Origin of the sequence: Xanthomonas sp. LMG 8993 (genome assembly GCF_009835065.2) — a bacterium.
Lineage (GTDB): Bacteria > Pseudomonadota > Gammaproteobacteria > Xanthomonadales > Xanthomonadaceae > Xanthomonas > Xanthomonas arboricola.
In genome coordinates, this window is the sequence record NZ_QVIF02000009.1 from 137,298 (window position 1) to 160,272 (window position 22,975).

A 22,975-nucleotide genomic window follows, 5' to 3' on the forward strand; every position below is an offset into this window, starting at 1 on the left:
GGTACCGCCTGTGGTGCGCTGCAGCCGAGTCGCGTAATGGGCGACGGAGCCGACGATCACGGCCGAAGACCACGACCGGCCCCAGTGGCGAGAGCCGAAGCGAAACCGCGGCATCCCTTGCACCATCAGCTGCAGCCAAGCACAACCCCGATTCCCGATTCCCGATTCCCGATTCCCGATTCCCGATTCCCGATTCCCGATTCCCGAATCCCGAATCCCGAATCCCGAATCCCGAATCCCGAATCCCGGCCGGTCAGTGCCCGGCCGGCTTGGGCGGCCGCAGCAGGCTGAGCACGATGGTGAAGACCAGGATCACGATCACCACCGCCAGCGAGACCAGCACCGGGATCTTGTACAGATCGATGATCATCATCTTGGTGCCGATGAACACCAGGATCACCGCCAGGCCGTACGGCAGCAGATGGAAGCGGTCGGCCATGCCGGCCAGCAGGAAGAACATCGCGCGCAGGCCCAGCACCGCGAACACGTTGGAGGTCAGCACGATGAACGGGTCGGTGGTGATCGCGAAGATCGCCGGGATGCTGTCCACCGCGAAGATCACATCGATCACCGCAATCAGGATCAGCACCACGAACAACGGGGTGAACCAGCACTTGCCGTCCTTGATCACGCTCAGCGCATGGCCGTGGTATTGCGGGCTCAGGCGCAGATGGCCACGCATCCAGCGCAGCACCGGGTTGGCTTCCAGGTCCGGCTCCTTGCCGGCGGAGAACCACATCTTGATGCCGGTCAGCAGCAGGAAGGCGCCGAACACGTACAGCAGCCAATGGAACTTGGTCAGCAGCACCGATCCGGCGAAGATCATGATCGCGCGCAGCACGATCGCGCCCAGCACGCCGATGATCAGCACGCGCTGGCGCTGCTCCTCGGGCACGCCGAAGTAGGTCATCACCATCAGGAACACGAAGATGTTGTCGACCGCCAGCGATTTCTCGACCAGGTAGCCGGTCAGGAACTCCAGCCCGATGCGGTCGGCCGCCGCATCGCCCATGCTGCCCTGCAGGTACCACCACAGGCCGGCGTTGAAGGCCAGCGCCAGCAGCACCCAGCCGATGCTCCACCAGGTGGCTTCCTTGAAGGTGACCTTGTGGGCACCGCCGTGGCGCATCAGCACCAGATCGACCAACAGCGCCACGATCACCACGATCGCGAAGCCGCCCCATAACCAGACATTGCCAATGGTTTGCATACAAGAATCCCGAAAGTGAAACGACCTGGACAGCCGGTGGGCTGAGGCCTTGTGACACGGAAATCGTGGATTCCGGGTGACGGACCTTCGCCTGCGCGGCGAAGGTCTCGCTCACAACCGGCCGGGCCGGTTGCCGTTGCACCGGAGCGCCTGTTGGCAGGGCTCGTCATGACGGCGACAACGCTGGGAGCTACTCCCCTTCTATGCCCGATTCTGCGTGCCCGGGGCAGGCACGTCAATCCAGCCGGATACAATGGGCGGATGAATACTCCTGTCCCCGTCGTCCGACTCAAGAATGCGTGGCGCTCCAGCCACCCGTGGATCTTCCAGAAGCTGGTGGAAAAGCCCGCCGCCAAGCCCAAACCCGGCACCATCGTCGATGTGGTCGGCGTGGACGGGGAGTGGGTCGGCCGCGGCTTCTACAACGGCCACTCGCGCATCGCCGTGCGCATCCTGGAGACCGACCAGGCGGTGCCGGTGGATGCGGGCTGGTTCTCGCGCAAGATCGCCGCGGCAGTGAGCCTGCGCCGCGACTGGCTCAAGCTCGACGCGGTGTCCGACGCCTGGCGCGTGGTGCACAGCGAAGGCGACGGCCTGTCCGGCCTGGTGGTGGACCGTTATGGCGACCTGGTGGTGGTGGAGTTCTTCGCCGCCGGCATGTTCCGCCACCGCGAATGGATCTACGAGGCGCTGCGCGAGCAGTTCCCGGGCTGCCGCTTCCACAGCTTTGCCGACGAACACGTGCAGAAGCAGGAAAGCTTCGATTTCCACGGCAACACCACCACCGAAGCGTCGGTGATCACCGAGTACGGCATCAAGTTCCGTGCCGACCCGGCCGGTGCGCACAAGACCGGCTTCTTTGCCGACCAGCGCGAGAACCGCCAGTGGCTGAGCGAGCAGGTCGAAGGCAAGAGCGTGCTGGACCTGTGCTGCAACACCGGCGGCTTTGCGGTGTATGCGGCTGCGCGCGGCGCGTCCGAGGTGCTGGGCGTGGACATCGATGAGGACGTGATCGCCATCGCCAAGGGCAACGCCAAGCTCAACAACGTGCGGCCGAAGTTCGTGCAGGCCGACATCTTCCCCTGGCTGCGCGATGCCTCCAACCGCGGCGAGCAGTTCGATGTGGTGATCCTGGACCCGGCCAAGATGACCCGCGACCGCGAGCAGGTGATTCCGGCGCTGAAGAAGTACCTGGACATGAACAAGCTGGCGCTGGGCGTGGTCAAGCCCGGTGGCCTGTTCGCCACCTTCTCGTGCACCGGGCTGGTGGCCGAACAGGAGTTCCTGGACATGCTGCGGCGCGCCTCGTATTTCTCCGGGCGCACCATCCAGATCCTGAAGGTGGCCGGCGCCGGTCCGGACCACCCGTTCATGGCGCACGTGCAGGAATCGCGCTATCTGAAGGCTGTTTTCTGCCGCGTGATCTAGCGCGGCGATCAACCCCTGGAGCGGCCAGTCGATGACAGCGGACGATGAGGAACGCAAGGCGCTGAGCCGGTTGCTGCGCGAGATCGAGCGGCCCCATGCCAGTCTGCTGGCCAGCAACTGGCCGGTGTTCGGGGTGTGGCTGCTGTTCGCTGGCGCCTTCATGTACCTGTTCCAGACCGGCAACGGTTCGCCGTTGCATCCATTGCTGCTGGCGCTGGGCTCGACCTGCCTGGGCGTGCTCGGTGCCTGGATCGTGCTGCGCTCGGTATGGGCGCGGCAGTGGCTGCACGTGCGCGAGCACGTCGATGTCGAGAGCGTGCGCGCGCGCCTGGCCGAACTGGGCGATTGAACCCACACCTAGCCCCGCATGCCATCGCCAGGCAAGCGGTCACGGTGGGCCACGCATGGATCCCTGCGTGCGGCTGCAAGCTGGGCGCGGCGTACAGACGTTGGCACTGCGCGCAATGTGGTTCCGTGTGTATTTTTTCAGAGCCGCAATGTGCGCATCGCCTGCGCCGTGGCGCGTGCAGTACGCGTGCCGCAAGCCGTTATGATCCGGTGACCCCCACCTGGCTGTGAGATCGCATGCACCTGCACACGCTGTCTCTGTCTGTCTCGCTGTTGCTCGCCACCGCGCTGCCTGCCCACGCGCTGGAGTTTTCCAAGGCCGAGCTGGCGCGCGCCACGGCGCTGCAACAGCGCCTGGTCACGCTGGATTCGCATCTGGACACGCCGGCCAACCTGGAGCGCCCCGACTTCGACGTGTTGCAGGCGCATGCCGGCAACCGGCTGTCGCAGGTGGATTACCCGCGCATGGTCGAAGGCGCGCTGGATGGCGGCTTCTGGGCGGTCTACACCGCGCAGGGCAATCGCAGTGCGGCCGCGCATCTGGACGATCGCGATGCCGGTCTGCAGCGGTTGTTGAAGATCCACACGCTGCTGGCCGCGCAACCACAGCGCTTCGCCTTCGCCACCACGCCCGCCGATGCCGCGCGCATCAAGGCCGATCGCAAGCGCGTGGTGTACATCAGCATGGAAAACGCCAGCCCGCTGGTGGCCGACCCCACGCTGCTGCGCTTCTATTACGCGCAGGGCCTGCGCCTGATGAGCACCGTGCATTTTCTCAACAACGAGTTCGCCGACTCGGCCACCGACCCCAAGGGGCCGGAGTGGAAGGGCCTGAGCCCGGCCGGCAAGCAACTGGTGCAACAGGCGCAGGCGCTGGGCATCGTGATCGATCAATCGCATGCCTCCGATGCGGTGTTCGACCAGTTGATCGCACTGTCGCCGGTGCCGATCGTGCTCTCGCACAGCGGCGCGCGTGCGGTGTTCGACCATCCGCGCAATATCGACGACGCGCGGCTGAAGGTGCTGGCCGAGCACGGCGGGGTGATCCAGGTGAATTCCTACGGCGGCTATCTGGTCGATAGCGGCGCCAGCCCCGAGCGCAAGGCCGCCGAGAAGGCGCTGACCGAGCAATACGGCGGCTGGGAGCACATCAAGATCGCCGACGGCACGGCCCTGAGCGCCGCGCTCAAGGACCTGGATGCGCGCTATCCGATCAAGCGCGCCACCGAGGAGGATTTCTTCGCCCATCTGGAGCATGTGCTCAAGGTGGTCGGGCCCGAGCACGTGGGCATCGGCATGGACTGGGACGGCGGCGGTGGCGTGGTCGGCCTGGAAGACGTCTCCGACCTGCCGCGCATCACCGCCTGGCTGCTGCGCAAGGGCTACACCGAGCAGCAGATCGCCGGCATCTGGGGCGGCAACCTGCTGCGGGTGATGGGGCAGGCGCAGGCGTATGCGGTGGGGAATCGGGAGTCGGGAGTGGGGAGGTAGTGCTGGGATTGGGGAGTCGGGATTCGGGATTCGCAAGGCCGAGGCGGTCTGTCGTGCGGGCTGGGTGCTGCGTCGGGCTTGGCGGTGGCCGCCGGCTTGGTTGTAAGTGCAGGGCTGGGGTAGAGGCGCGTCGCTGCTGCTGGCTTCTTCGCCGGATGGGCTGATAGGGGCGCGCGCGGAGTGCGCCGGCGCTGGTTGTCAGCCAGGTGGTTGGGTGGCGGGCCGCCGTCGCAGCATCGGGGTCGCCAGCCCTGCACCAACAGCATGGTTGCTGTCGCGTTCCGAGCCCGGCACACGCCGGGAGCGGTTGTGGCTGATTTGGGCATTTGCACAAAAACCGGCGTGTGCCTGCCGGCAGACAGGCAGCAGGCTGACGATGCTTCCGGGAAAAAGCTCCAACTAGAATGCGCCGACCCCTGTGTGGTGCCGGTGCCAGCACTGCGCGCCGGTGGGGCCCACCGACTGCTGGAGCGTGCGATGACCCAAGCCACCCGGCCACTGCCGCCCCCCGATGACATGGCCCCGACCTACCGCAAGATCCTGTGGCGGCTGATCCCGTTCCTGTTCGTCTGCTACCTGTTCAACTACCTGGACCGGGTCAACGTGGGCTTCGCCAAGCTGCAGATGCTCGGCGATCTGGGCATGAGCGAGACCGTGTACGGGCTGGGTGCGGGCATCTTCTTCATCGGCTACCTGGCCTGCGGGGTGCCGAGCAATCTGATCCTGCAGCGCATCGGTGCGCGCCGCTGGGTGGCGATCATGATGGTCAGCTGGGGCCTGCTGTCGACCTGCCTGATGTTCGTGCGCACGCCGGCCGGCTTCTACACCCTGCGCCTGCTCACCGGCGCGGCCGAGGCCGGCTTCTTCCCCGGCATCGTGCTGTACCTGACGCGCTGGTTTCCGCGCGCCCAGCATGGCCGGGTCATGACCGTCTTCATGTCGGCCATCCCGATCTCCGGCGTGCTGGGCGGGCCGTTGTCGGGCTGGATCCTCGGCCATTTCTCGGCCGGGCAGGGTGGCCTGGCCGGCTGGCAGTGGATGTTCCTGCTGCAGGGCCTGCCGACCGTGCTGCTGGGCATCGGGGTGTGGTTCCTGCTCAGCGATGGCGTGCAGCAGGCCACCTGGCTGGACCCGCAGGAGAAGCAGGCACTGACCCGCGCGCTGGCCGCCGACGAAGCCGGCAAGCCGGCCGGCGCCTCCAGCTCGCTGGGCGCGGTGCTGCGCAGCCCGGCGGTATGGATGCTGGGCACGGTGTACTTCTGCATCCAGAGCGGGGTGTATGCGATCAACTTCTGGCTGCCTTCGATCATCCAGGGCAGCGGCGTCACCGACCCGACCCGGATCGGCCTGATGAGCGCCATTCCGTACCTGGCCGCGGCGGTGTTCATGCTGCTGATGGGGCGCTCGGCCGACCGCCGCCGCGAGCGCCGCTGGCACCTGGTGATCCCGTTGCTGATGGGGGCGGCCGGGCTGTGCATCGCCGCCAGCGTCACCGACAACCTGGGTCTGGCCCTGTTCGGCATGACCCTGGCTACGATGGGCGCGGTCAGTGGCTTGCCGCTGTTCTGGCCGCTGACCAACGGCTTTCTCACCGCCGCCGCCGCTGCCGGTGGGCTGGCGCTGATCAACTCCACCGGCCAGGTCGCCGGCTTCGTCAGCCCGTACCTGGTGGGCTGGATCAAGGACGCCACCCACAGCACCGAGCTGGCGCTGTATGTGCTGGCCGGGGCCATGCTGCTGGGCGCCGCGCTGGTGCTGCGGGTGCCGGCACGCGCGGTGAACCAGTGATGCGTCCGTCCCAGCGAGTGTGCCCATGAAGATCGTCATCGCCCCCGATTCCTACAAGGAAAGCCTGTCCGCGCTGGAGGTGGCCACCCAGATCGAGGCCGGCTTCCGCGAGGTGTTCCCCGACTGGCAGTACCGCAAGGTGCCGGTGGCCGATGGCGGCGAAGGCACGGTCGATGCGCTGGTGGCCGCCACCGGCGGGCGGGTGATCGACTGCACGGTCAGCGGCCCGCTCGGCACCCCGGTGCAGGCGTTCTTCGGCCTGACCGGCGACGGCCGCACCGCGGTGATCGAAATGGCCGCCGCCAGCGGCCTGGCACTGGTGCCGCCGGCCGAGCGCGCGCCGCTGCGCACCAGTACCGCGGGCGTGGGCGAGTTGATCCTGGCCGCGCTGGATGCCGGCGCGCGGCGCTTCATCATCGGCATCGGCGGCAGCGCCACCAACGACGGCGGCGCCGGCCTGGCGCAGGCGTTGGGCGTGCGGCTGCTGGATGCGCAGGGCGAGGCGATCGGCCCCGGTGGCGGCGCGCTGGCGACGCTGGCGCGGATCGATACCCAGGACCTGGACCGGCGGCTGCAGGACTGCCAGTTCGAAGTGGCCTGCGATGTGGACAACCCGCTGATCGGCCCGACCGGCGCCTCGGCGGTATTCGGCCCGCAGAAGGGTGCCACCCCCAGCATGGTGCGCCAGCTCGACAGCAACCTGCAGCGCTACGCCGATGTGCTGCAACGCGACCTGGGACTGCGCCTGCACGACCTGCCCGGCGGCGGTGCGGCCGGCGGCCTGGGCGCGGCGCTGGTGGCCTACCTGGGTGCGCAGTTGCGGCCCGGGGTGGAGATCGTCGCGCAGGCGCTCGGGCTGGATGCCCTGGTCGCCCAGGCCGATCTGGTCATCACCGGCGAAGGCCGCCTGGACAGCCAGAGCCTGCACGGCAAGACCCCGGTGGGCGTGGCGCGGCTGGCGCAGCGCCACGGCAAGCCGGTGATCGCCATCGCCGGTTGCCTGGGCAACGGCGCCGCGCTGCTGCATGGGCACGGCATCGACGCGATGTTTGCGGTGGTGCACCGCGCCTGCACGGTGGAGCAGGCGCTGGCCGAAGCCGCCAGCAACGTGCGCATCGCCGCCCACAATGTGGCCGCGGCGCTGCAGCTGGGTCAGGCCTTGGCGCAGTTGCCTGCGCGTGCAGCCACGCGCTGACGGCAGCGCGCGGGATGCCGTGCGCAGGCTGTGCCATGCGGTCGCCACGTTATCCACTGGCGCTGCCTGCCTGATGCATGCGCGCGCAGGACGGGGCACCGCCATGCAGCACCGAACATGCCACCGTGTCCTCCCCGATCGCGTCAACAGACCCCACGCCCATGCTCACGCTCGACCGCACCCTGGCGCAGTCCATCGTCGACCGCGCGATGACCATCATCGACGGCAACGTCAATGTGATGGACCACACCGGCGTCATCATCGCCAGCGGCGAGCCGGCGCGCATCGGTCAGCTGCACGAGGGCGCGCTGCTGGTGCTGTCCAGGCAGGGCCGGGTGGAGATCGATGCGGCGCTGGCGCAGCAGCTGGATGCGGTTCGCCCGGGCGTCAACCTGCCGCTGATCGCCGATGGCCGCATCGTCGGCTGCGTCGGGTTGACCGGCGACCCGCAGCGGATCGGGCAACAGGCCGAACTGGTGCGCATGGCCGCCGAAGCGATGCTGGAACAGGCCGGCCTGCTGCGCCTGCTGGCCCGCGATGCGCGCCTGCGCGAGGAAGTCACGCTCGGCCTGATCCGCGCCGACGGGCCGACCCCGGCACTGGCCGGCTGGGCCGAACGGCTCGGCATCGCGCTCGACCTGCCGCGCGTGGCAGCGGTGATCGAAGTGGAAAGCGACACCCTCGACCTGGACGCGATGCTGGTGGAACTGCAGCGCCTGCACACGCTGCTGTCCACGCCCGAGCGCGGCAACCTGATCGCCGCCACCGCGCTCAACGAACTGGTGGTGCTCAAGCCCGCACTGGACCGCCGCGGCCACTGGGATGTGGACGAACAACGCCGCCGCGCCCACACCTTGCTCGAGCGCATGCGCGCCAGCAGCCCGCTGCGTATCCGCCTCGCGTTGGGGCAGTATTTCCCGCAGCCCGGCGGGCTGGCGCTGTCGCACCAGATCGCGCGCACCACCATGCGCATCGGCAAGGCGCGCGCGCCGCAGGCCGATGCGTTCTTCTACGACGACCATCGCCTGCCGGTGCTGGTGGACGACCTGCGCCAGGCCTGGCAGGCCGAGGAACTGCGCAAGCCGCTGCAGGCGCTGCTGGCCCAGGACCGACGCGGCGACCTGGCGCAGACGCTGTCGGTGTGGTTCGGCGCCGGCATGCGCATGGCGCCCACCGCCAAGGCACTGGCTATCCACCGCAATACGCTGGATTACCGCATGCAGCGCATTGCAGAACTCTGCGGCGTGGACCTGCGCAATACCGACGACTGCGTGCGCCTGTATCTGGCCCTGCAGATGCGCGACGCCACTGCGGCAAGCGGGACCGAGCCCATCCAGTGACGGAGCGTGTGGGCTGCGCACAAGGCATCTTCTGTGCGATGGCGCACGCAACGCTGCGTTAGCAGGTATGTTCGGTCCGCTAGACTGAGCGGATTGCCCGGGGGACCAAGCGAGCATTTCATTGAGCCACTGCGACGCCGTCGTGTCATCCACCTCCCGCGAGGCCGAGCGGCTGTCGCGTCTGGCGCTGTTGCAGGTCGTCGACACCGATGCCGAGCCGTTCTTCGACGCGCTGGCCGCCGCCGCGCAGGCGATCGCCGGCACGCCGATCGCGCTGGTGTCGCTGGTGGACGAACATCGCCAATGGTGGAAGGCCAATATCGGCCTGCCCGATGCCAGCGAAACCCCACGCGAACTCGCGTTCTGCGCATACACCATCCAGGACGATGCGGTGATGGAAGTACGCGATGCGCCGGCCGATCCGCGCTTTCGCGACAATACGCTGGTCACCGATGCGCCGGGGATCCGTTACTACGCCGGTGCGCCGATCGTGTTGTCCGACGGCTTGCGCATGGGCACGGTGTGCGTGATCGACCAGCGCCCGCGCGCGCTGGAGCCGGCGCAACTGGCCGCCTTGCAGCAGCTGGCCCGGGTTGCCGCCGAAGGCCTGGAGCAGCGCCGGCTGATGCTGGAACGCCAGGCCGCCAATGAACAGCTGCAGCAACGCCTGCGCGAGAGCGAGGCGTTCCTGGAGCGCACCGGCCGGGTTGCCGGCGTCGGCGGCTGGGAAGTGGACGTGGCCAGCGGCACCCTGACCTGGTCGGACCAGACCTGCCGCCTGCACGATCTGCCGGCCGGCTACCGGCCGACCCTGGCCGAAGGGATCGGCTTCTACCCGCTCGATGCGCGCGCGGTGATCACCGAGGCGGTCGAGGCCTGCGTGCGCGATGGCACGCCCTGGGATCTGGAACTGCCGCTGGTCAGCGCCACCGGCCGGCAGCTGTGGGTGCACAGCACCGGCTCGATGGAGCATGTGGACGGACGCACCCGTCTGATCGGCGCGATCCAGGACGTCACCGACCGCCATCGCGCGGTGGATGCGCTGGCCGCCAGCGAGCGCAAGTTCCGCAACATGTTCCAGTACAGCCTGGGCCTGATCTGCACTCACGACATGGATGGCCGCCTGATCAGCGTCAATCCGGCCGCCGCGCGCTCGCTGGGCCGCAGCGTGGAGGGCATGGAAGGCCGCTCGTTGCTGGAATTCGTCCGCCCCGAGCTGCATGCCGCCCTGCACGGCTATCTGTCGCGGATGGTGCTCGACGGCCAGGACGCCGGCGTGATCGAGCTGGTCGCCAGCGATGGCAGCCTGCGCCACTGGCAGTACCGCAACGTGCTGGACGTGGAGGCCGACGCCACCATCGTGCTGGCGCACGCCCAGGACATCACCAACCAGTACCATCAGGAGAAGCAGCTGCTGGAATGGTCGTTCACCGACCCGCTCACCAACTGCTACAACCGCCGCTTCCTGGACGAGCTCGACAAGCGCGATCCCAGCGTGCGCTGGGGCTGCATCGTGGTGGATCTGGACAAGTTCAAGCTGGTCAACGATACCCATGGCCACCAGCGCGGCGACGAGGTGCTGGTGCAGATGGCCTGGTTCCTCAACCAGCCGCTGCGCACCCAGGACCGTCTGGTCCGCCTGGGCGGCGACGAGTTCCTGGTGCTGCTGCATCAACCCACCCAGCCGCAGCTGGCGGCCCTGGTGCGCGACTACATGGCCGCCATTGACGAGGCGCCAATCCGGTTCACCCTGGGCACCGCCCTGCGCAACGACGGCGAGGCGCTGGCGGCGGTGGTCGACCGCGCCGACCACTCGCTGTATGCGCTGCGCCGGGCGCGCCGCGGCACCGGCCTCAGCGACCAGCGTGAATAACGCGCGCTGCACCGCTGCAAGCGGCCACTGCCGAAACTGATCGGCGGCTGACCCCGTCTTCCGTCCGGCGCCCGCAAACGTGTCCGGTGAATACGCGATCGCCTATCATGTAACCGTTTTCAACTACATGGTTTGGAATGGACACCTTCGATCGCACCCAGCTCAGCCCCAAGTGGCAGTTCCGTTTCGATTTCTTCGACCGGCACGGTGGCCCCAAGGACCCCAGTTACAAGAACGCACTGAAGACCTTGAGCTTTGGTGAGAAGGTCAAGGTCGGCATGAACTTCTATGCCTTCTTCTTCGGCGTCATCTACTTTTTCATCATCGGCCTGTGGCGCAAGGCGTTGAGCCTGATCGGCATCAGCGTCGTGGTGAGCATCGTGGCCTCGTTCCTGCCGGCCGCGTTTCAGAATGTGCTGTGGCTGCCGCTGTCGTTGTTGACCGGCATGATCGCCAACTACGCCTATTACCTGGACAAGGTGAAGGGCAGCACCAGCTGGAACCCGTTCGAAGGCATGCGCTGGATCTGAGCAACTGCGTCACCGGCGCGTCGGCCCCTCCCGCCGCCACGCCAGCGTCGCCAAGCCCGGTCACTGACCGGGCTTTTTTATGGGCCAACCAAGCCCCGGGAACCAAGCCCCTCTCCCCCGGGGCGATAAGGCACAGCGTGCGCGCCACTGGCGCGCGTGCCTGGGCGCAGAGCGGGGGTTTGGGGTGAGGGTCCGGCCCCTCGATACGCGACACGCCCAGGCGCACCCCTCTCAACCAACCGCGCACAACGTAGCCAAATCACCCCTAAGCCAGCTCATCCGTCAGCACAACTGACACGCTTCAAAACTGCTGCACCCGGCCAAGCGCAACAGCCTGATTCAAAACGCCTAAAACACCGAAAAACTGCCAGGGCCCGCACACTTTGCTGCGCCGCGGTGTGCAGCCGCGGGTCGAGAATGCTTAACCTTTGCCAACCAGTGGCACAAAGCGGTACCGGATTTAGATCGATCCAAGTATGCCGTTCCCCCGCAAGTGTTTGAAAAGACGATGTCTTTTCGTCGTACCCGCCCTTGACGAGACGCTTGAATGACCGATTGCCGCCGTTGTCGCCCGCAGCAGCTATCCCGTGCCGTGCTGCTCGCATTGCTGTCGCCCCTGTCCGCCCTGGCCCAGCAGGCCAGCGCCCCGCAACAACTCGATGCCGTCACCGTGACCGGTTCGCGCATCAAGCGCGTCCCGGCCGAAGGGCCGGCGCCGGTGCAGATCATCGGCTCCGAGGAGATCCGCAGCCGCCTGTTCAGCCCGGTCGGGCGCGAAATCGCGGCAGAATACGTGTTCGATTTCTGAGCCGCTGCCAATCCGTCGCAAGCCGCCGTCAGGCGGATATCGACCGGTCGCCGCGTCCGGGCCGTCGGCACGCGTCATCCACCTGCGGCCTCGCCCGCTCTCTCCCCCGAGGTGTCCTGCATGCCCTTCGCCGTTGCATCCGATCGCTCTTCGTCGCATTTCCCATCAACGCCGCGGTGGCGCCGCGCCGCCGCCGGCCTGTGCCTGCTCGGCATGGCGGTGTGCGCGCCGCTGGCCGCGCAGGACCCGGCGCAGGTCAACACCTTCATCGGCAGCAAGGACGACGGCAACACCTTCCCCGGTGCCTCGGCGCCGTTCGGCCTGGTCCAGGTCAGCCCGATCGGCGCGCACTACGCCGGCTGGCGCTACGACGACCCCAGCATCCGCGGCTTCGGCCACTCGTTCCTATCCGGGGCCGGCTGCTGGGAGCAGGGCGGGCAGGTCTCGGTGCTGCCGGTCACCGGCCGCATCGGCCCGGGCGGCGATTTCGACACCGGCGACGCCAAGGCCTTCGACCAGAAGCGCTACGCCGCCCGCTACACCCATGACGGCGAAGTCGGCCAGGCCGGCTACTACAAGGTGCGGCTGACCGACTACGGCGGCATCGACGCCGAAGCCACTGCGCTCACCCGCGCCGCCGCCGAGCGCTACACATTCGCCCCCGGCGCCGACACTGGCCATGTGCTGGTCAACCTGGGCCAGGCCAACGACCGCCACGTGGTGATCGGCAGCCAGCTGCAGGTGGTCGGCGACCGCGTGGTCGAAGGCAAACTGACCACGCAAAGTTTCTGCGGCGGCCACGAATACACCACCTGGTTCCGGCTGGAATTCGACCGCCCGTTCACCGCGCACGGCGTCTGGGGCGAAGACGGCGGCGTGCCCGACGCGCGCCACGGCATGGGCGGCGAACTCAAGCCCAATGGTGCCTGGCTCAGTTTCCCGCTGGGCAACAACAAGAACGCGCGCGCAGTGACCGTGGTCAGCGCCATCTCGCACGTGGATGCCGAAGGTGCACGCAACAACCTGCGCGCCGACGGCATGCTCGGCGGCAAGCTGCTGGGCCTGGAGCAGATGCGCCAGCGCGCGCAACAGGCCTGGCGCAAGCAGCTGGCCAGCCTGCAGCTGGATGGCGCCAGCAACGACGATCGCAGCGTGGCCTACACCGCGCTGTATCACGCCCTGCTGCAGCCGCTGACCGGCAGCGATGCCGATGGCCGCTATCGTGGCTTCGACGATGCGATCCACCGCGCCGATGGCTGGACCTACTACGAGTATTTCTCGCTGTGGGACACCTATCGCTCGCAGAACCAGCTGCTCGCCTTGCTGCAGCCGGCGCGCGCGCGCGACATCGGCCGCTCGCTGCTGGCGATCCATCAGCAAGGCGGCTGGCTGCCGCGCTGGGGCTATGCCAACTTCGATACCAACATCATGACCGGCGACCCGGTGACCCCGTTCCTGGTTGACCTGTGGCGCTTCGGCGCGCTGCAGGACAACCAGGCGCAGGCGTACGCAGCGCTGCGCCAGAACGCCTTCGAACAACCGCCAATCAACTCGCGCCACGCCGGCCGTTCCGGCAACGCCAGCTACCTGGCCAACGGCTTCGTGCAGTACGACCGCGCGTTTCCGTCCAAGGGCATGGACGTGGACCCGCACCACGGCGGTTCGGCCACGCTGGAATACGCGCTGGCCGACTGCGCGCTGGCACAGATGGCGCAGGCACTCGGCCACCCCAACGACAGCGCGCTGCTGCGCAAACGCGGCGGCAACTGGCACAACGTCTGGGACGCCAGCGTGCGCGATGCCGACACCGGCTTCAGCGGCTTCCCACGGCCGCGGCTGGAAGACGGCAGCTGGTACGCCCCCTCGGACGATCGCTACAGCCCGCGCTCGCAGCATGGCTTCCACGAAGGCACCGCCTGGCAATACCAGTGGCTGGTGCAGCAGGACATCCCCGGCATGCTGCAGGCCATGCACGGCAGCGAGCAGGCCGGCCAACGCCTGGATGCCTTCTTCGCCTACGACGACCTGCTGAAGGACCCGCTCAACGCCGCGCGCACGCACTGGGTAGTCGGCCCATACAGCTACTACAACCAGTACCGCTACAACCCCAACAACGAACCGGACCTGCACGCACCGTGGATGTACACGTTGATCGGCCAGCCGTGGAAGACCGCCACCGTGGTGCGCGCCGCCCAACAGCTGTTCACCAATGCGCCCAACGGCGTCACCGGCAACGACGACCTCGGCACGATGTCGGCCTGGTACCTGTTCAGTGCCCTGGGCCTGTATCCGGCGGTGCCGGGCAGCGGGCAGTTCCTGCTGCATGCCCCACGCTTCAAGCGGGCCACGCTGGACCTGGGCAACGGCAAGCGCCTGCGCATCGACGCCCCCGGCGCCGACGGCCGCGCGCTGCAATACGTGGACAGCGTGCGTTTCAACGGCACACCGCAGCGGCAGGTGTTCCTGGACTGGGCCCAGCTGCAGCAGGGCGGCACGCTGTCGTTCGCGCTGACCAAACAGCCCCCGACCCAGGGCTGGGGCACGCAGGCGGATGCACTCCCAACCTCGTTCTGCGCCACCCCTGCAGCCGCGCCTTGAGCCAACGCTCCTCCCCGGGTTGTGGGGAGTGCGAGGGAAAGCCCTGATGTTGCCGGAGCATGTGCTAAAGCCCCTCTCCTGCGGGGCGATAAGGCACAGCTTGCGCGCTACTGGCGCGCGTGCCTGGGAGCGCCCGCGCCTCATGCGTGGGCCGGGGCGCGGAGCGGGGGGGGCGAGGGTAGGGAGCGAAGCCCCTGACCAGGTTGGATAACACCAGGCGTCGCCCGTCCCCTCATCCGGCCCTTCGGGCCACCTTCTCCCGATGGGAGAAGGGAGTGGTCAGCGTGCATCCGCAAGCAGTCGTGCGGCACGGGACGGCTACCGCCAGGACTTTCCCATCGACGATTCAAGCTTGAAGGCGCGTGGCGACGCGTTCGTCATGCATGGCACTGAAAGATATCTGGGGCGCCCCTCATCCGGCCCTTCTGGCTACCTTCTCCCGATGGGAGATGGAACTACCCAACCTTCGCCAAGCGGCTATTCCGCCGCCCATAGGCCACATACACCACCACGCCCAATACGTTCCAGACCAGGAACCAGCCCTGCGTGGTGCTGGGCAGGCTCCAGAACAGGTACAGGCAGCCCAGGATCGCCACCGGTCCCACCACCCATGCCAGCGGTGTACGGAAGGCCCGCACACGCGTCGGCTCGCGCACGCGCAGCACCAGCAGGCACGCTGCCACTGCGGTGAACGCGGCCAGGGTGCCGGCGTTGGCCAATGCGGCAATTTCATCCAGGCGTGCCACACCGGCCAACGCGGCCACCAGCACCGCCGTGAACAGGGTGATCGCCACCGGCGTACCGGTGCGCGCGTTGACCTTGGACAGGCCGCGCGGCAACAGGCCATCGCGCGACATCACGAAGAAGATGCGGCTCTGCCCGTACAGAAACGCCAGCAACACCGTCGGCAGCGCGATGATCGCCACCGCGCCGATCACCAACGCCGCCTTGCCGTGGCCGAGTTCGCGCATGATCAGCGCCAAGGGCTCGGGGCTCTTGCCGAACACGGTGAAGCTCATCGCGCCCACCGCCGACAACGCCACCAGCACATAGATCAGCGTGCAGCCGATCATCGAACCGACGATGCCGATCGACAGATCGCGGCCCGGGTTCTTGGTCTCCTCAGCCGCGGTGGAGATCGCATCGAAGCCATAGAACGCGAAGAAGATGATCGCCGCCGCCGCCATCACCCCGCGCTCCACGCCATCCGGGCCTGCGGTCTTGGGGAAGCCATACGGCATGAACGGCTGCAGGTTGGCACTGTCGAAGGCCGGCAACGCGATCGCCACGAACACACCCAGCGCCACGATCTTCAGCACCACCAGCACCGCATTGAGCGTGGCGCTTTCCTTGGTGCCGGCCATCAGCATGCCGGCCACCAGGAAGGTGATCACGACCGCCGGCAGGTTGACGATGCCGCCGGCGTGCGGCCCGGCCACCAGGGCATGCGGCAGGTTGACCCCCAACCACTGCAGGAAGCCGACGAAATAGCCCGACCAGCCCACCGCCACCGTGCTCACCACCAGCGAGTACTCCAGCACCAGGCTCCAGCCCACCACCCAGGCGATGCTCTCGCCGAGCGCGGTGTAGCTGTAGGTGTAGGCGCTGCCGGCGGCCGGCATCATCGTGGCCATCTCCGCATACGCCAGCGCCGCGCAGGCGCACACGATGCCGGCGGCCACAAACGACAGCAGCACCGCCGGGCCAGCCTTGTCCGCGCCCACCCCGATCAACGTGTAGATGCCGGTGCCGACGATCGCGCCGATACCCAGCGCGATCAGATGCGGCCAACTCAGGCTGCGGACCAGTTGCCGACCGGCCTCGTGCACGGTGACCTGATCGATGGATTTGCGCCTGAGCCAAGACGACATGCGGACCTCGCGGGAATCAAAGAATTCCCGAGTGTCGCCCAACGCGCTGCAGCAAAGCTATCGGTCCGAGGTCATGCGTCGGTGCGGGCATGGCAGCGCAGGCACGCCCACCGCCTGCTGTGAGCCCGCGCCACACCTCGCCGTTCCCTGGTCAAACGCGACCGCCCCGCACAATCCCCGCTCACTCAACCGACGGGCGATGCGGTGGACGCACATTGCGATAGACCAACTGCACCGCCCACGCGCCCACCAGGCCCACCGCACCGGCGGCAAAGTGGGTCCAGTCGAGCAGGCGTGGCGCCGCCCCGTTGGCATCATGCCCCCAGAAGTTGAACCACAGCAGCACCAATGCGGTAACCCCGATCCCGATCCAGAACCACAGCCGCGTGCCGCCGATCGCGTAGAACCCGAACGGCAACGCCGCACCGATCAAGAAGTGCACCGGGAAGAAATACGCCGTGCCGTACGGCCGCATCAGGTACCACACGATTGCCGCAAAGCTGCCGAGAAACGCGAACAGGCCCAGCGCGAACAGACGGGTTTGGTTGGTGGCAGTGGTCATCAGCTGGCCTGGCAGGAACGAAGCCCCACCCTAGCCATGCGCAGGTCACGTTGAGGTCAATGCGCTGCGAGCAGCCTGCAACTCCATCACCGCGGCGGTGTCTGGCCCGCTTTGCGCAGCGGTTGCAGGCATCTGCGCGAAGTGGCCCCCGACGTGCTGCGTTGGCGCAGTGCGCGTCACCCAACTGCGCCCGGCAGCCGCCGCCGGCCGGCAAGCCGCTGACGCAGCCCCTGCGACCGGCCCGGCTACACTGCGCACATGTCATCCGAATCCCTGATCCTTCTCGGACTGCTCGTCGCAGTCCTGGTGTTGCAGCTGATCGCGCTGCTGCGACGTCCTTCCACCAGCGGCCTGGAGCTGGCGCTGCGCGCCGAGCAACGCGACGGCCGCGGCGAATTGCGCGAGCAACTCGAAGGCCTGGCGCGGCAGCAGGACAGCCGCCTGGAAACCTTCGCGCGCAATCTCACCGAACTGTCCACGCGCACCGACCAGCGCCTTGACCTGTTGCGCGACGCGCTCGGCGAAGATGCCCGCAAGGCCCGCGAAGAAAGCGCCCTGGCGCAACAACGCACCGGCGAACTACTGACGCTGCGGCTGACCGAATTGCGCACCCAGCTCGACGGTTTCGGCCAGCAGCAGGAAACCCGCATCCAGGTGTTCGGCCAGCAACTGACCGAGCTGATCGCACGCACCGATACCCACATGGCCGCCTTGCGCGATGCGCTGGCCGAAGACTCCCGCAAGGGCCGGCAAGAGGCCGGCGAGTCGCAGCAGCGCTTCACCGAGGCCTTGGGCCAACGTCTGACCGAACTCACCCAGCGCAACGAACTGCGCATCGGCGAAATGCGCGCCACGCTGGAACAACAGCTGGCCAACCTGCAGAACGACAACGCCAGCAAGCTCGAACTGATGCGCGCCACCGTCGACGAAAAACTGCAGACCACGCTCAATACGCGCCTGGATGCCTCCTTCAAGCTCGTCTCCGAACGCCTGGAGCAGGTACAGCGCGGCCTGGGCGAAATGCAGCAGCTGGCCACCGGCGTGGGCGATCTCAAGCGCGTGCTGACCAACGTCAAGGACCGCGGCGGCTGGGGCGAGGTGCAGCTGGAGAACATCCTCGAGCAGACGCTGACGATGGAGCAGTACGCGCGCAGCGTGCGGGTCAGGCCCGACAGCGCCGAAGCGGTGGATTTTGCGATCCGCCTGCCGGGGCGTGGCGACGACACCGTGGTATGGCTGCCGGTCGATGCCAAGTTCCCGCGCGAGGACTACGAACGCCTGATCGATGCGCAGGAAAAGGGCGACCTGGACGCGATCAAGAATTCGACCGCGCAGCTGGAGCGCGCCATCCGCATCCAGGCCAAGTCGATCAGCGACAAGTACGTCTGCCCGCCGCAGACCACTGACTTCGCAGTGATGTTCCTGCCTACCGAAGGCCTGTACGCCGAAGTGATCCGCCGCGCCGGCCTGGTCGACCTGCTGCAGCGCGAACATCGCGTGGTGCTGGCCGGCCCGACCACGTTCACCGCCCTGCTCAACAGCCTGCAGATGGGCTTCCGCACGCTGGCGATCGAGAAGCGCTCCAGCGAGGTCTGGCAGGTGCTTGGCGCGGTGAAGAGCGAGTTCGGCAAGTTCGCCGGCATTCTCGAAAAGGCCGAGCGCCAGATCAGCACGGTCGGCAAGAGCCTGGGCGAAGCCAGCCGCAAGACCCGCACCATCGAACGCCGCCTGCGCGGCGTGGAAACCCTGGCCAGCGAACAGTCCCAGGCGTTGCTGGACGATCCCGGCAGCGACGACACCGGAAGCAGCAGCGAAGACGACGGCAACGACGAGCAGGAGTGATCCATTGCGTAAGGCGATGCCACACGCCATGACGTAGGAGCGCACCCGGGCGCGACCAGGCATTACCGATAACGCCTCATCGCGCCCGGGTGCGCTCCTACCAACGCAGGCCTCCGGCGAGTCCTCCTGCGCCGATAGCGAGCACGCCGCGCAGACATCGCCACCGCGATGCTGGTACCCACCTGGTTCAAGACGAGAGTTTCAACATGGCAAGCCGATGGATCCACGCAGTGCTCTGCGCGCTGCTGTTGACCGCATGCAGCAATACCCCGGCGACCAGGTCGGGCGCTGCGGCGGACGCCCCGCAGCCTCCGCGCGCCGTTTCTGCCGACGCGGCCGACTGCACGGCAAAGGGCGGGCAGCTGCGTCCGGTCGGCCGCATGCAGACGGTGCGTTGCGTGGTGCCGTATGCCGACGCCGGCAAGACCTGCAGTGACAACTCCGACTGCCGCGGCGATTGCCTGGCCACCAGCATCGTGCCGACCGGCACCGCGACCTCCGGCACCTGCCAGCGCGACAGCGACCGCTTCGGTTGCCGCCAGGAAGTGGTCGGCGGCATGGGCCAGGCCGCGTTGTGCATCGATTGATGGCTGCGAACAGGGTCAAGCGCGCGCACGGGCCGATCAGCCGATCGGGCCGTGCGCGTCGCGACAGATAACTGCAAGCGCCATGAGCCAGCGGCATCGCTCGCTCCACCCTGGCGGTTTATGCTCTCGGCTCTACCTGTCCAGGACGCACCGATGAGCCAGACGCTGTACGACATCCCTGTGGCCCGCATCGACGGTGAGCCCGCCACGCTGGCCGACTATCGCGGCAAGGTGTTGCTGGTGGTCAACGTCGCCTCCAAGTGCGGACTGACCCCGCAGTACGAAGGCCTGCAAGCGCTGTATCGCGACAAGCAGGCACAGGGGCTGGAAGTGCTGGGCTTTCCGGCCAACGACTTCAAGGGACAGGAGCCGGGCAGCGAGGCGGAGATTGCGCAGTTCTGCCAGCTCACCTACGACGTGAGCTTTCCGATGTTCTCCAAGATCGCCGTCACCGGCGCCGAAACCCATCCGCTGTATCAGGCATTGACCAACGCCCGCCCGCAAGCCACCGGCGATGGCCCGATGCGCGAGAAGCTGGCCGGCTACGGCATCGCACCCAACCCGGCACCGGGCGTATTGTGGAACTTCGAGAAATTCCTGATCGGCCGCGACGGCCAGGTCATCGACCGCTTCGCCCCCGACGTGCCGGCAGACGATGCGCGCCTGCGTGCAGCGGTGGATGCGGCGCTGGCGGCGTAGCACCTGGCGCGGTGGCGAACTGATTTGATCCGCGTCGCTGCGATCGCTGTTTATATTGCCGGTGATCTGCGCCATCTAAGGGGAAGGCCTTGCCGGCGGAGTTCCCTCCACGCGCGATCGCGGCCCGGATGGTGCTCCAGCTACCCCAGCCGCCACCGTCAGCCGGAAGGCCGTAAAAGACCAGCGCACAAAAAAGCCCGGGATCGCTCCCGGGCTTTGTATTCATCCAAACCGCAAGCTCAACAGATCAACGGATCCACTGCGGGATCGGCATCGCATCCACCGGCACGGTGCTGTCCTTGTCCTCGCGCAGGTAGTCGGGCAACTCGTTGTCCTTCTCGCGATGGCTGCGCAGATCGCGCACGATCTGGTAGTTGCGGCGCTGCATCCACGCATCGCGGGTCAGTGCATATTCGTCCGGTGCCTGGTCGCGCAGCGAATCCAGCGACATCAGTTGCGAGCGCGTATCCACCAGCTGCAAACCCTGCAGGGCGAAGCGCGCACCGCTGTCGTCGACCTGGCGCAACGGCGACAGCGGAATGTCGCCGCCCAGGCCGAAGGTATCGCGCACGGTGCGCGGGCCGAACAGCGGCAACTCGAAGTAGCGCGAATTGCGCCAGCCCCACACGCCCAGGGTCTGGCCGAAGTCCTCGCTGCGGCGCGGGATGCCCGCCGCGGAGGCCGGGTCGAACAGACCGGCCACGCCCAGTGTGGAATTCATCACGAAGCGGCCCAGCGACTGCACCGCATACACCGGGTGGCCCTGCAGCAGCTGATTGACCATGGTCAGCGGCGTGCCGAGATTGTCGAAGAAGTTGGTCACGCCCAGGCGGGCCGGACGCGGCACCACCTTGGTATAGCCGGTGGCCAACGGACGCGCCACGCCGCGGTCCACCGCCAGGTTGAAGCGGTGCATGCCGCGGTTGTAGCGCTCCCACGGATCGTAGGACGGCGCGTCACCGGGTTGTGCCGGTGCACCGTTGGCGCCGGCCTGCGGGGTGGTGGGGCCGTAGAGCGCAGCGAAGTCGTCCTCGGCCGAGGTAGGGGCACCGGCCGTGCCGGCATCGGCGCTGGTCTGCTCGGCAGGCGCCGCCGCGGTGGCCGGCAGGGCGTCGGGGGCGGCAAAGCCGGCGGCGGCCGGCTGCGCGGTCACACCGGCATCGTCGCGTGCCGGCGCGGGCGTCGCATCCGGGGCGGGCGCGGCAGCGGCCGCAGGCGGTGCGGGCTTTGGAGCATGGCTGGCACAGGCGCCAAGCAGCAGGCAGGCCAACAGGGAAAGGGGGCGAAGCTGGGTCATGGGGTGGCGCTCAGGCCTGGAAATCGAAAGTAGGGGACAAACGGTAGGCGGCACGCAATTCGTCCAGACCGGACGCTTCACCCACCACCGTGACAGGACCGGCACCGCTGCTGCGCACACGTGCAGCCAGTTCGGCCAGCATCGCCACGCCGGCACTGTCCAGGCGTTGTACACCCGACAGGTCCAGCGTGCGAATGCCGTCCAGCTGCGCGATCGCCTGCGGCCAGGCCGCAGTGACCGCGTCGCGGTCGAGCACGCCGGTGAGTACCAGCGTGTCGCCATTGCGTTGCACGGAGCTGTTACTTGCCATTGGCCGGTGCCGGACCGACCTGCAGATTGCCACTACGCAGCTCTGCGGCGACCTTGGCGATGCCCTTCTCGCGCAGCGGGCCGTCGAACTGGGTCTTGAAGGTCTGCACGTAGGAGATGCCTTCGATCATCACATCGAAGATCTTCCACTGGCCACCGACGTTACGCATCATGTAGTCGACCGGGGTCGGGTCGTTGCCGGCGCGCAGCAGGTCGGTAGACACCTTGACGCCGCGGTTGCCCGGCAGCGCGCTCTCGGACTTGGCGCGGAAGGTCGGCTTGCCTTCGAAGTTCAGCAGCGCGGTGCCGTAACGCTGCATCAGGTTGTCGGCCAGCGCATCGGCGAACAGCTTGACGTCCGCATCGGAGGCGCCACGGCCGTTGACGCCCAGCACCAGGCGGGCCGAGTAATCGCGGTCGAAGGCCTTGTTCAATTCGCCATTGATGTACTGGCGCAGGGCGGCCGGGTTGCTGCGGAACTCGGCGCGGCGCTGATCCAGCGTGCTCAGGATGCGGGTGCTGCTGTCGATGACGGTCTTGGTCGCCGCGCCCTGCGCAGGCGCGCTGGCGGCAGCCGGCTGCGCCAGCACGGTGGCCGGTGCGCACACCAGCAGGGTCGAGGCCAGGATGGCGGAAAGCAGGGTGGTCTTCATTGGTGTGGTTCCGTAGAGGGAGAAGCGGTCTGGGCAGGCGCCGGGGCCTGACCATCGGTGGCGGCCGGGGCATTGCTGCCACCACCGCCACCACTGAACATGTACTTGCCGACCAGCTGCAGCAGATCCACCGCCGGCTGGGTGAAGCCGATTTCTTCGCCCGGCTTGAGCGTCTCCGGGTCGCCGCCCGGCTGCAGCCCGATATAGCTCTCGCCCAGCAAACCGCTGGTGAAGATGCCGGCCGAGGTGTCGGCGGGCAGATCTTTGTATTTGTTGTCCAGCGACAGGGTGACCACCGAGTCGAACTTGGTCGGGTCCAGGCTGATATCGGACACCTTGCCGATGGTCACGCCGCCGATCTTCACCGGCGCCTGCGCCCGCAGCTGGCCAATCTGGCTGAAGCGCGCGGTCAGCGTGTACTGGCTGGAGCCGAAGCCCCAGCGCTGGTTGGTCGAGGCCACCGCCAGCACCAGCAGCGAGGCCAGGGTCAGCAGCAGAAAGGCGCCGACGGCGAATTCGAGTCGTGGTCCACGCATGGCCATAGTT

At 67.6% G+C, this 22,975-nt stretch carries 20 protein-coding genes; 13 read left to right on the forward strand and 7 right to left on the reverse strand.

The genetic code is table 11. The annotated features are described in order from the left end of the window. Window positions 1-253: 253 nt before the first annotated feature. Window positions 254-1,210 (reverse strand): TerC family protein, encoded by a 957-nt coding sequence (locus DYQ94_RS16330; protein ID WP_160954927.1) that lies wholly within the window; start codon window positions 1,208-1,210, stop codon window positions 254-256. A gap of 261 nt (window positions 1,211-1,471) precedes the next feature. Here DYQ94_RS16330 and DYQ94_RS16335 point away from each other — a divergent pair, with 261 nt between their 5' ends. The 10 genes from DYQ94_RS16335 (at window position 1,472) to DYQ94_RS16380 (ending at window position 14,609) form a co-directional block, all read left to right on the forward strand. Then, window positions 1,472-2,638, forward strand: coding sequence for a class I SAM-dependent rRNA methyltransferase (locus DYQ94_RS16335; RefSeq protein WP_024939159.1), 1,167 nt, complete (start codon window positions 1,472-1,474; stop codon window positions 2,636-2,638). A gap of 31 nt (window positions 2,639-2,669) precedes the next feature. Then, window positions 2,670-2,987 (forward strand): hypothetical protein, encoded by a 318-nt coding sequence (locus tag DYQ94_RS16340; protein ID WP_039518152.1) that lies wholly within the window; start codon window positions 2,670-2,672, stop codon window positions 2,985-2,987. A gap of 236 nt (window positions 2,988-3,223) precedes the next feature. Beyond that, a complete protein-coding gene (locus DYQ94_RS16345; protein ID WP_160954928.1) occupies window positions 3,224-4,477 on the forward strand; it encodes a dipeptidase in 1,254 nt (417 codons plus the stop codon). 477 nt (window positions 4,478-4,954) lie between these two features. Further along, window positions 4,955-6,265, forward strand: a complete 1,311-nt coding sequence (locus DYQ94_RS16350) for an MFS transporter (RefSeq protein WP_126966910.1) — start codon at window positions 4,955-4,957, stop codon at window positions 6,263-6,265. Between the two features lie 25 nt (window positions 6,266-6,290). After that, complete coding sequence (locus DYQ94_RS16355) at window positions 6,291-7,460, forward strand: glycerate kinase (RefSeq protein ID WP_126966911.1); 1,170 nt, start codon at window positions 6,291-6,293, stop codon at window positions 7,458-7,460. A gap of 161 nt (window positions 7,461-7,621) precedes the next feature. Continuing rightward, window positions 7,622-8,800 carry a sugar diacid recognition domain-containing protein gene (locus DYQ94_RS16360; RefSeq protein WP_126966912.1) on the forward strand — a complete coding sequence of 393 codons (1,179 nt, stop codon included), beginning with the start codon at window positions 7,622-7,624 and terminating at the stop codon, window positions 8,798-8,800. A 142-nt stretch (window positions 8,801-8,942) separates the two neighbouring features. Continuing rightward, a complete protein-coding gene (locus DYQ94_RS16365) occupies window positions 8,943-10,673 on the forward strand; it encodes a sensor domain-containing diguanylate cyclase (RefSeq protein WP_386135079.1) in 1,731 nt (576 codons plus the stop codon). Between the two features lie 137 nt (window positions 10,674-10,810). Further along, window positions 10,811-11,203, forward strand: coding sequence for a DUF2628 domain-containing protein (locus DYQ94_RS16370; RefSeq protein WP_016902101.1), 393 nt, complete (start codon window positions 10,811-10,813; stop codon window positions 11,201-11,203). Window positions 11,204-11,750: 547 nt separating this feature from the next. After that, window positions 11,751-12,011, forward strand: coding sequence for a hypothetical protein (locus DYQ94_RS16375; protein ID WP_237474937.1), 261 nt, complete (start codon window positions 11,751-11,753; stop codon window positions 12,009-12,011). A gap of 120 nt (window positions 12,012-12,131) precedes the next feature. Beyond that, complete coding sequence (locus DYQ94_RS16380; RefSeq protein ID WP_126966913.1) at window positions 12,132-14,609, forward strand: GH92 family glycosyl hydrolase; 2,478 nt, start codon at window positions 12,132-12,134, stop codon at window positions 14,607-14,609. Window positions 14,610-15,064: 455 nt separating this feature from the next. Here DYQ94_RS16380 and DYQ94_RS16385 read toward each other — a convergent pair whose 3' ends face one another. Both DYQ94_RS16385 and DYQ94_RS16390 read right to left on the reverse strand, forming a co-directional pair. Then, a complete protein-coding gene (locus tag DYQ94_RS16385; protein WP_065046939.1) occupies window positions 15,065-16,480 on the reverse strand; it encodes an amino acid permease in 1,416 nt (471 codons plus the stop codon). 181 nt (window positions 16,481-16,661) lie between these two features. Beyond that, window positions 16,662-17,042: a hypothetical protein gene (locus DYQ94_RS16390; protein WP_016902107.1), complete on the reverse strand. Its 381-nt coding sequence runs from the start codon at window positions 17,040-17,042 to the stop codon at window positions 16,662-16,664. Between the two features lie 306 nt (window positions 17,043-17,348). Between DYQ94_RS16390 and DYQ94_RS16395 the strand changes: the two genes are divergently transcribed. From DYQ94_RS16395 to DYQ94_RS16405, 3 genes are all read left to right on the forward strand, one after another. Further along, entirely contained in the window at window positions 17,349-18,884 is a 1,536-nt protein-coding gene (locus DYQ94_RS16395; protein ID WP_024939176.1) for a DNA recombination protein RmuC, read from the forward strand. Window positions 18,885-19,066: 182 nt separating this feature from the next. After that, window positions 19,067-19,471 carry a hypothetical protein gene (locus DYQ94_RS16400; RefSeq protein WP_184428997.1) on the forward strand — a complete coding sequence of 135 codons (405 nt, stop codon included), beginning with the start codon at window positions 19,067-19,069 and terminating at the stop codon, window positions 19,469-19,471. A 153-nt stretch (window positions 19,472-19,624) separates the two neighbouring features. Next, entirely contained in the window at window positions 19,625-20,170 is a 546-nt protein-coding gene (locus tag DYQ94_RS16405) for a glutathione peroxidase (RefSeq protein ID WP_126966914.1), read from the forward strand. A 247-nt stretch (window positions 20,171-20,417) separates the two neighbouring features. Here DYQ94_RS16405 and DYQ94_RS16410 read toward each other — a convergent pair whose 3' ends face one another. From DYQ94_RS16410 to mlaD, 4 genes are read right to left on the reverse strand one after another with little or no spacing between them, the layout of a single operon-like run. Then, window positions 20,418-21,467, reverse strand: coding sequence for an MlaA family lipoprotein (locus tag DYQ94_RS16410; protein ID WP_047129784.1), 1,050 nt, complete (start codon window positions 21,465-21,467; stop codon window positions 20,418-20,420). 10 nt (window positions 21,468-21,477) lie between these two features. Then, window positions 21,478-21,777 (reverse strand): STAS domain-containing protein, encoded by a 300-nt coding sequence (locus DYQ94_RS16415; protein ID WP_016902122.1) that lies wholly within the window; start codon window positions 21,775-21,777, stop codon window positions 21,478-21,480. Further along, window positions 21,767-22,429: an MlaC/ttg2D family ABC transporter substrate-binding protein gene (locus DYQ94_RS16420; RefSeq protein WP_024940545.1), complete on the reverse strand. Its 663-nt coding sequence runs from the start codon at window positions 22,427-22,429 to the stop codon at window positions 21,767-21,769. Before DYQ94_RS16420 ends, DYQ94_RS16415 begins: the two co-directional genes overlap by 11 nt. Further along, a complete protein-coding gene (gene mlaD / locus DYQ94_RS16425) occupies window positions 22,426-22,971 on the reverse strand; it encodes an outer membrane lipid asymmetry maintenance protein MlaD (protein ID WP_016902127.1) in 546 nt (181 codons plus the stop codon). Before mlaD ends, DYQ94_RS16420 begins: the two co-directional genes overlap by 4 nt. Between the last annotated feature and the right edge of the window lie 4 nt (window positions 22,972-22,975).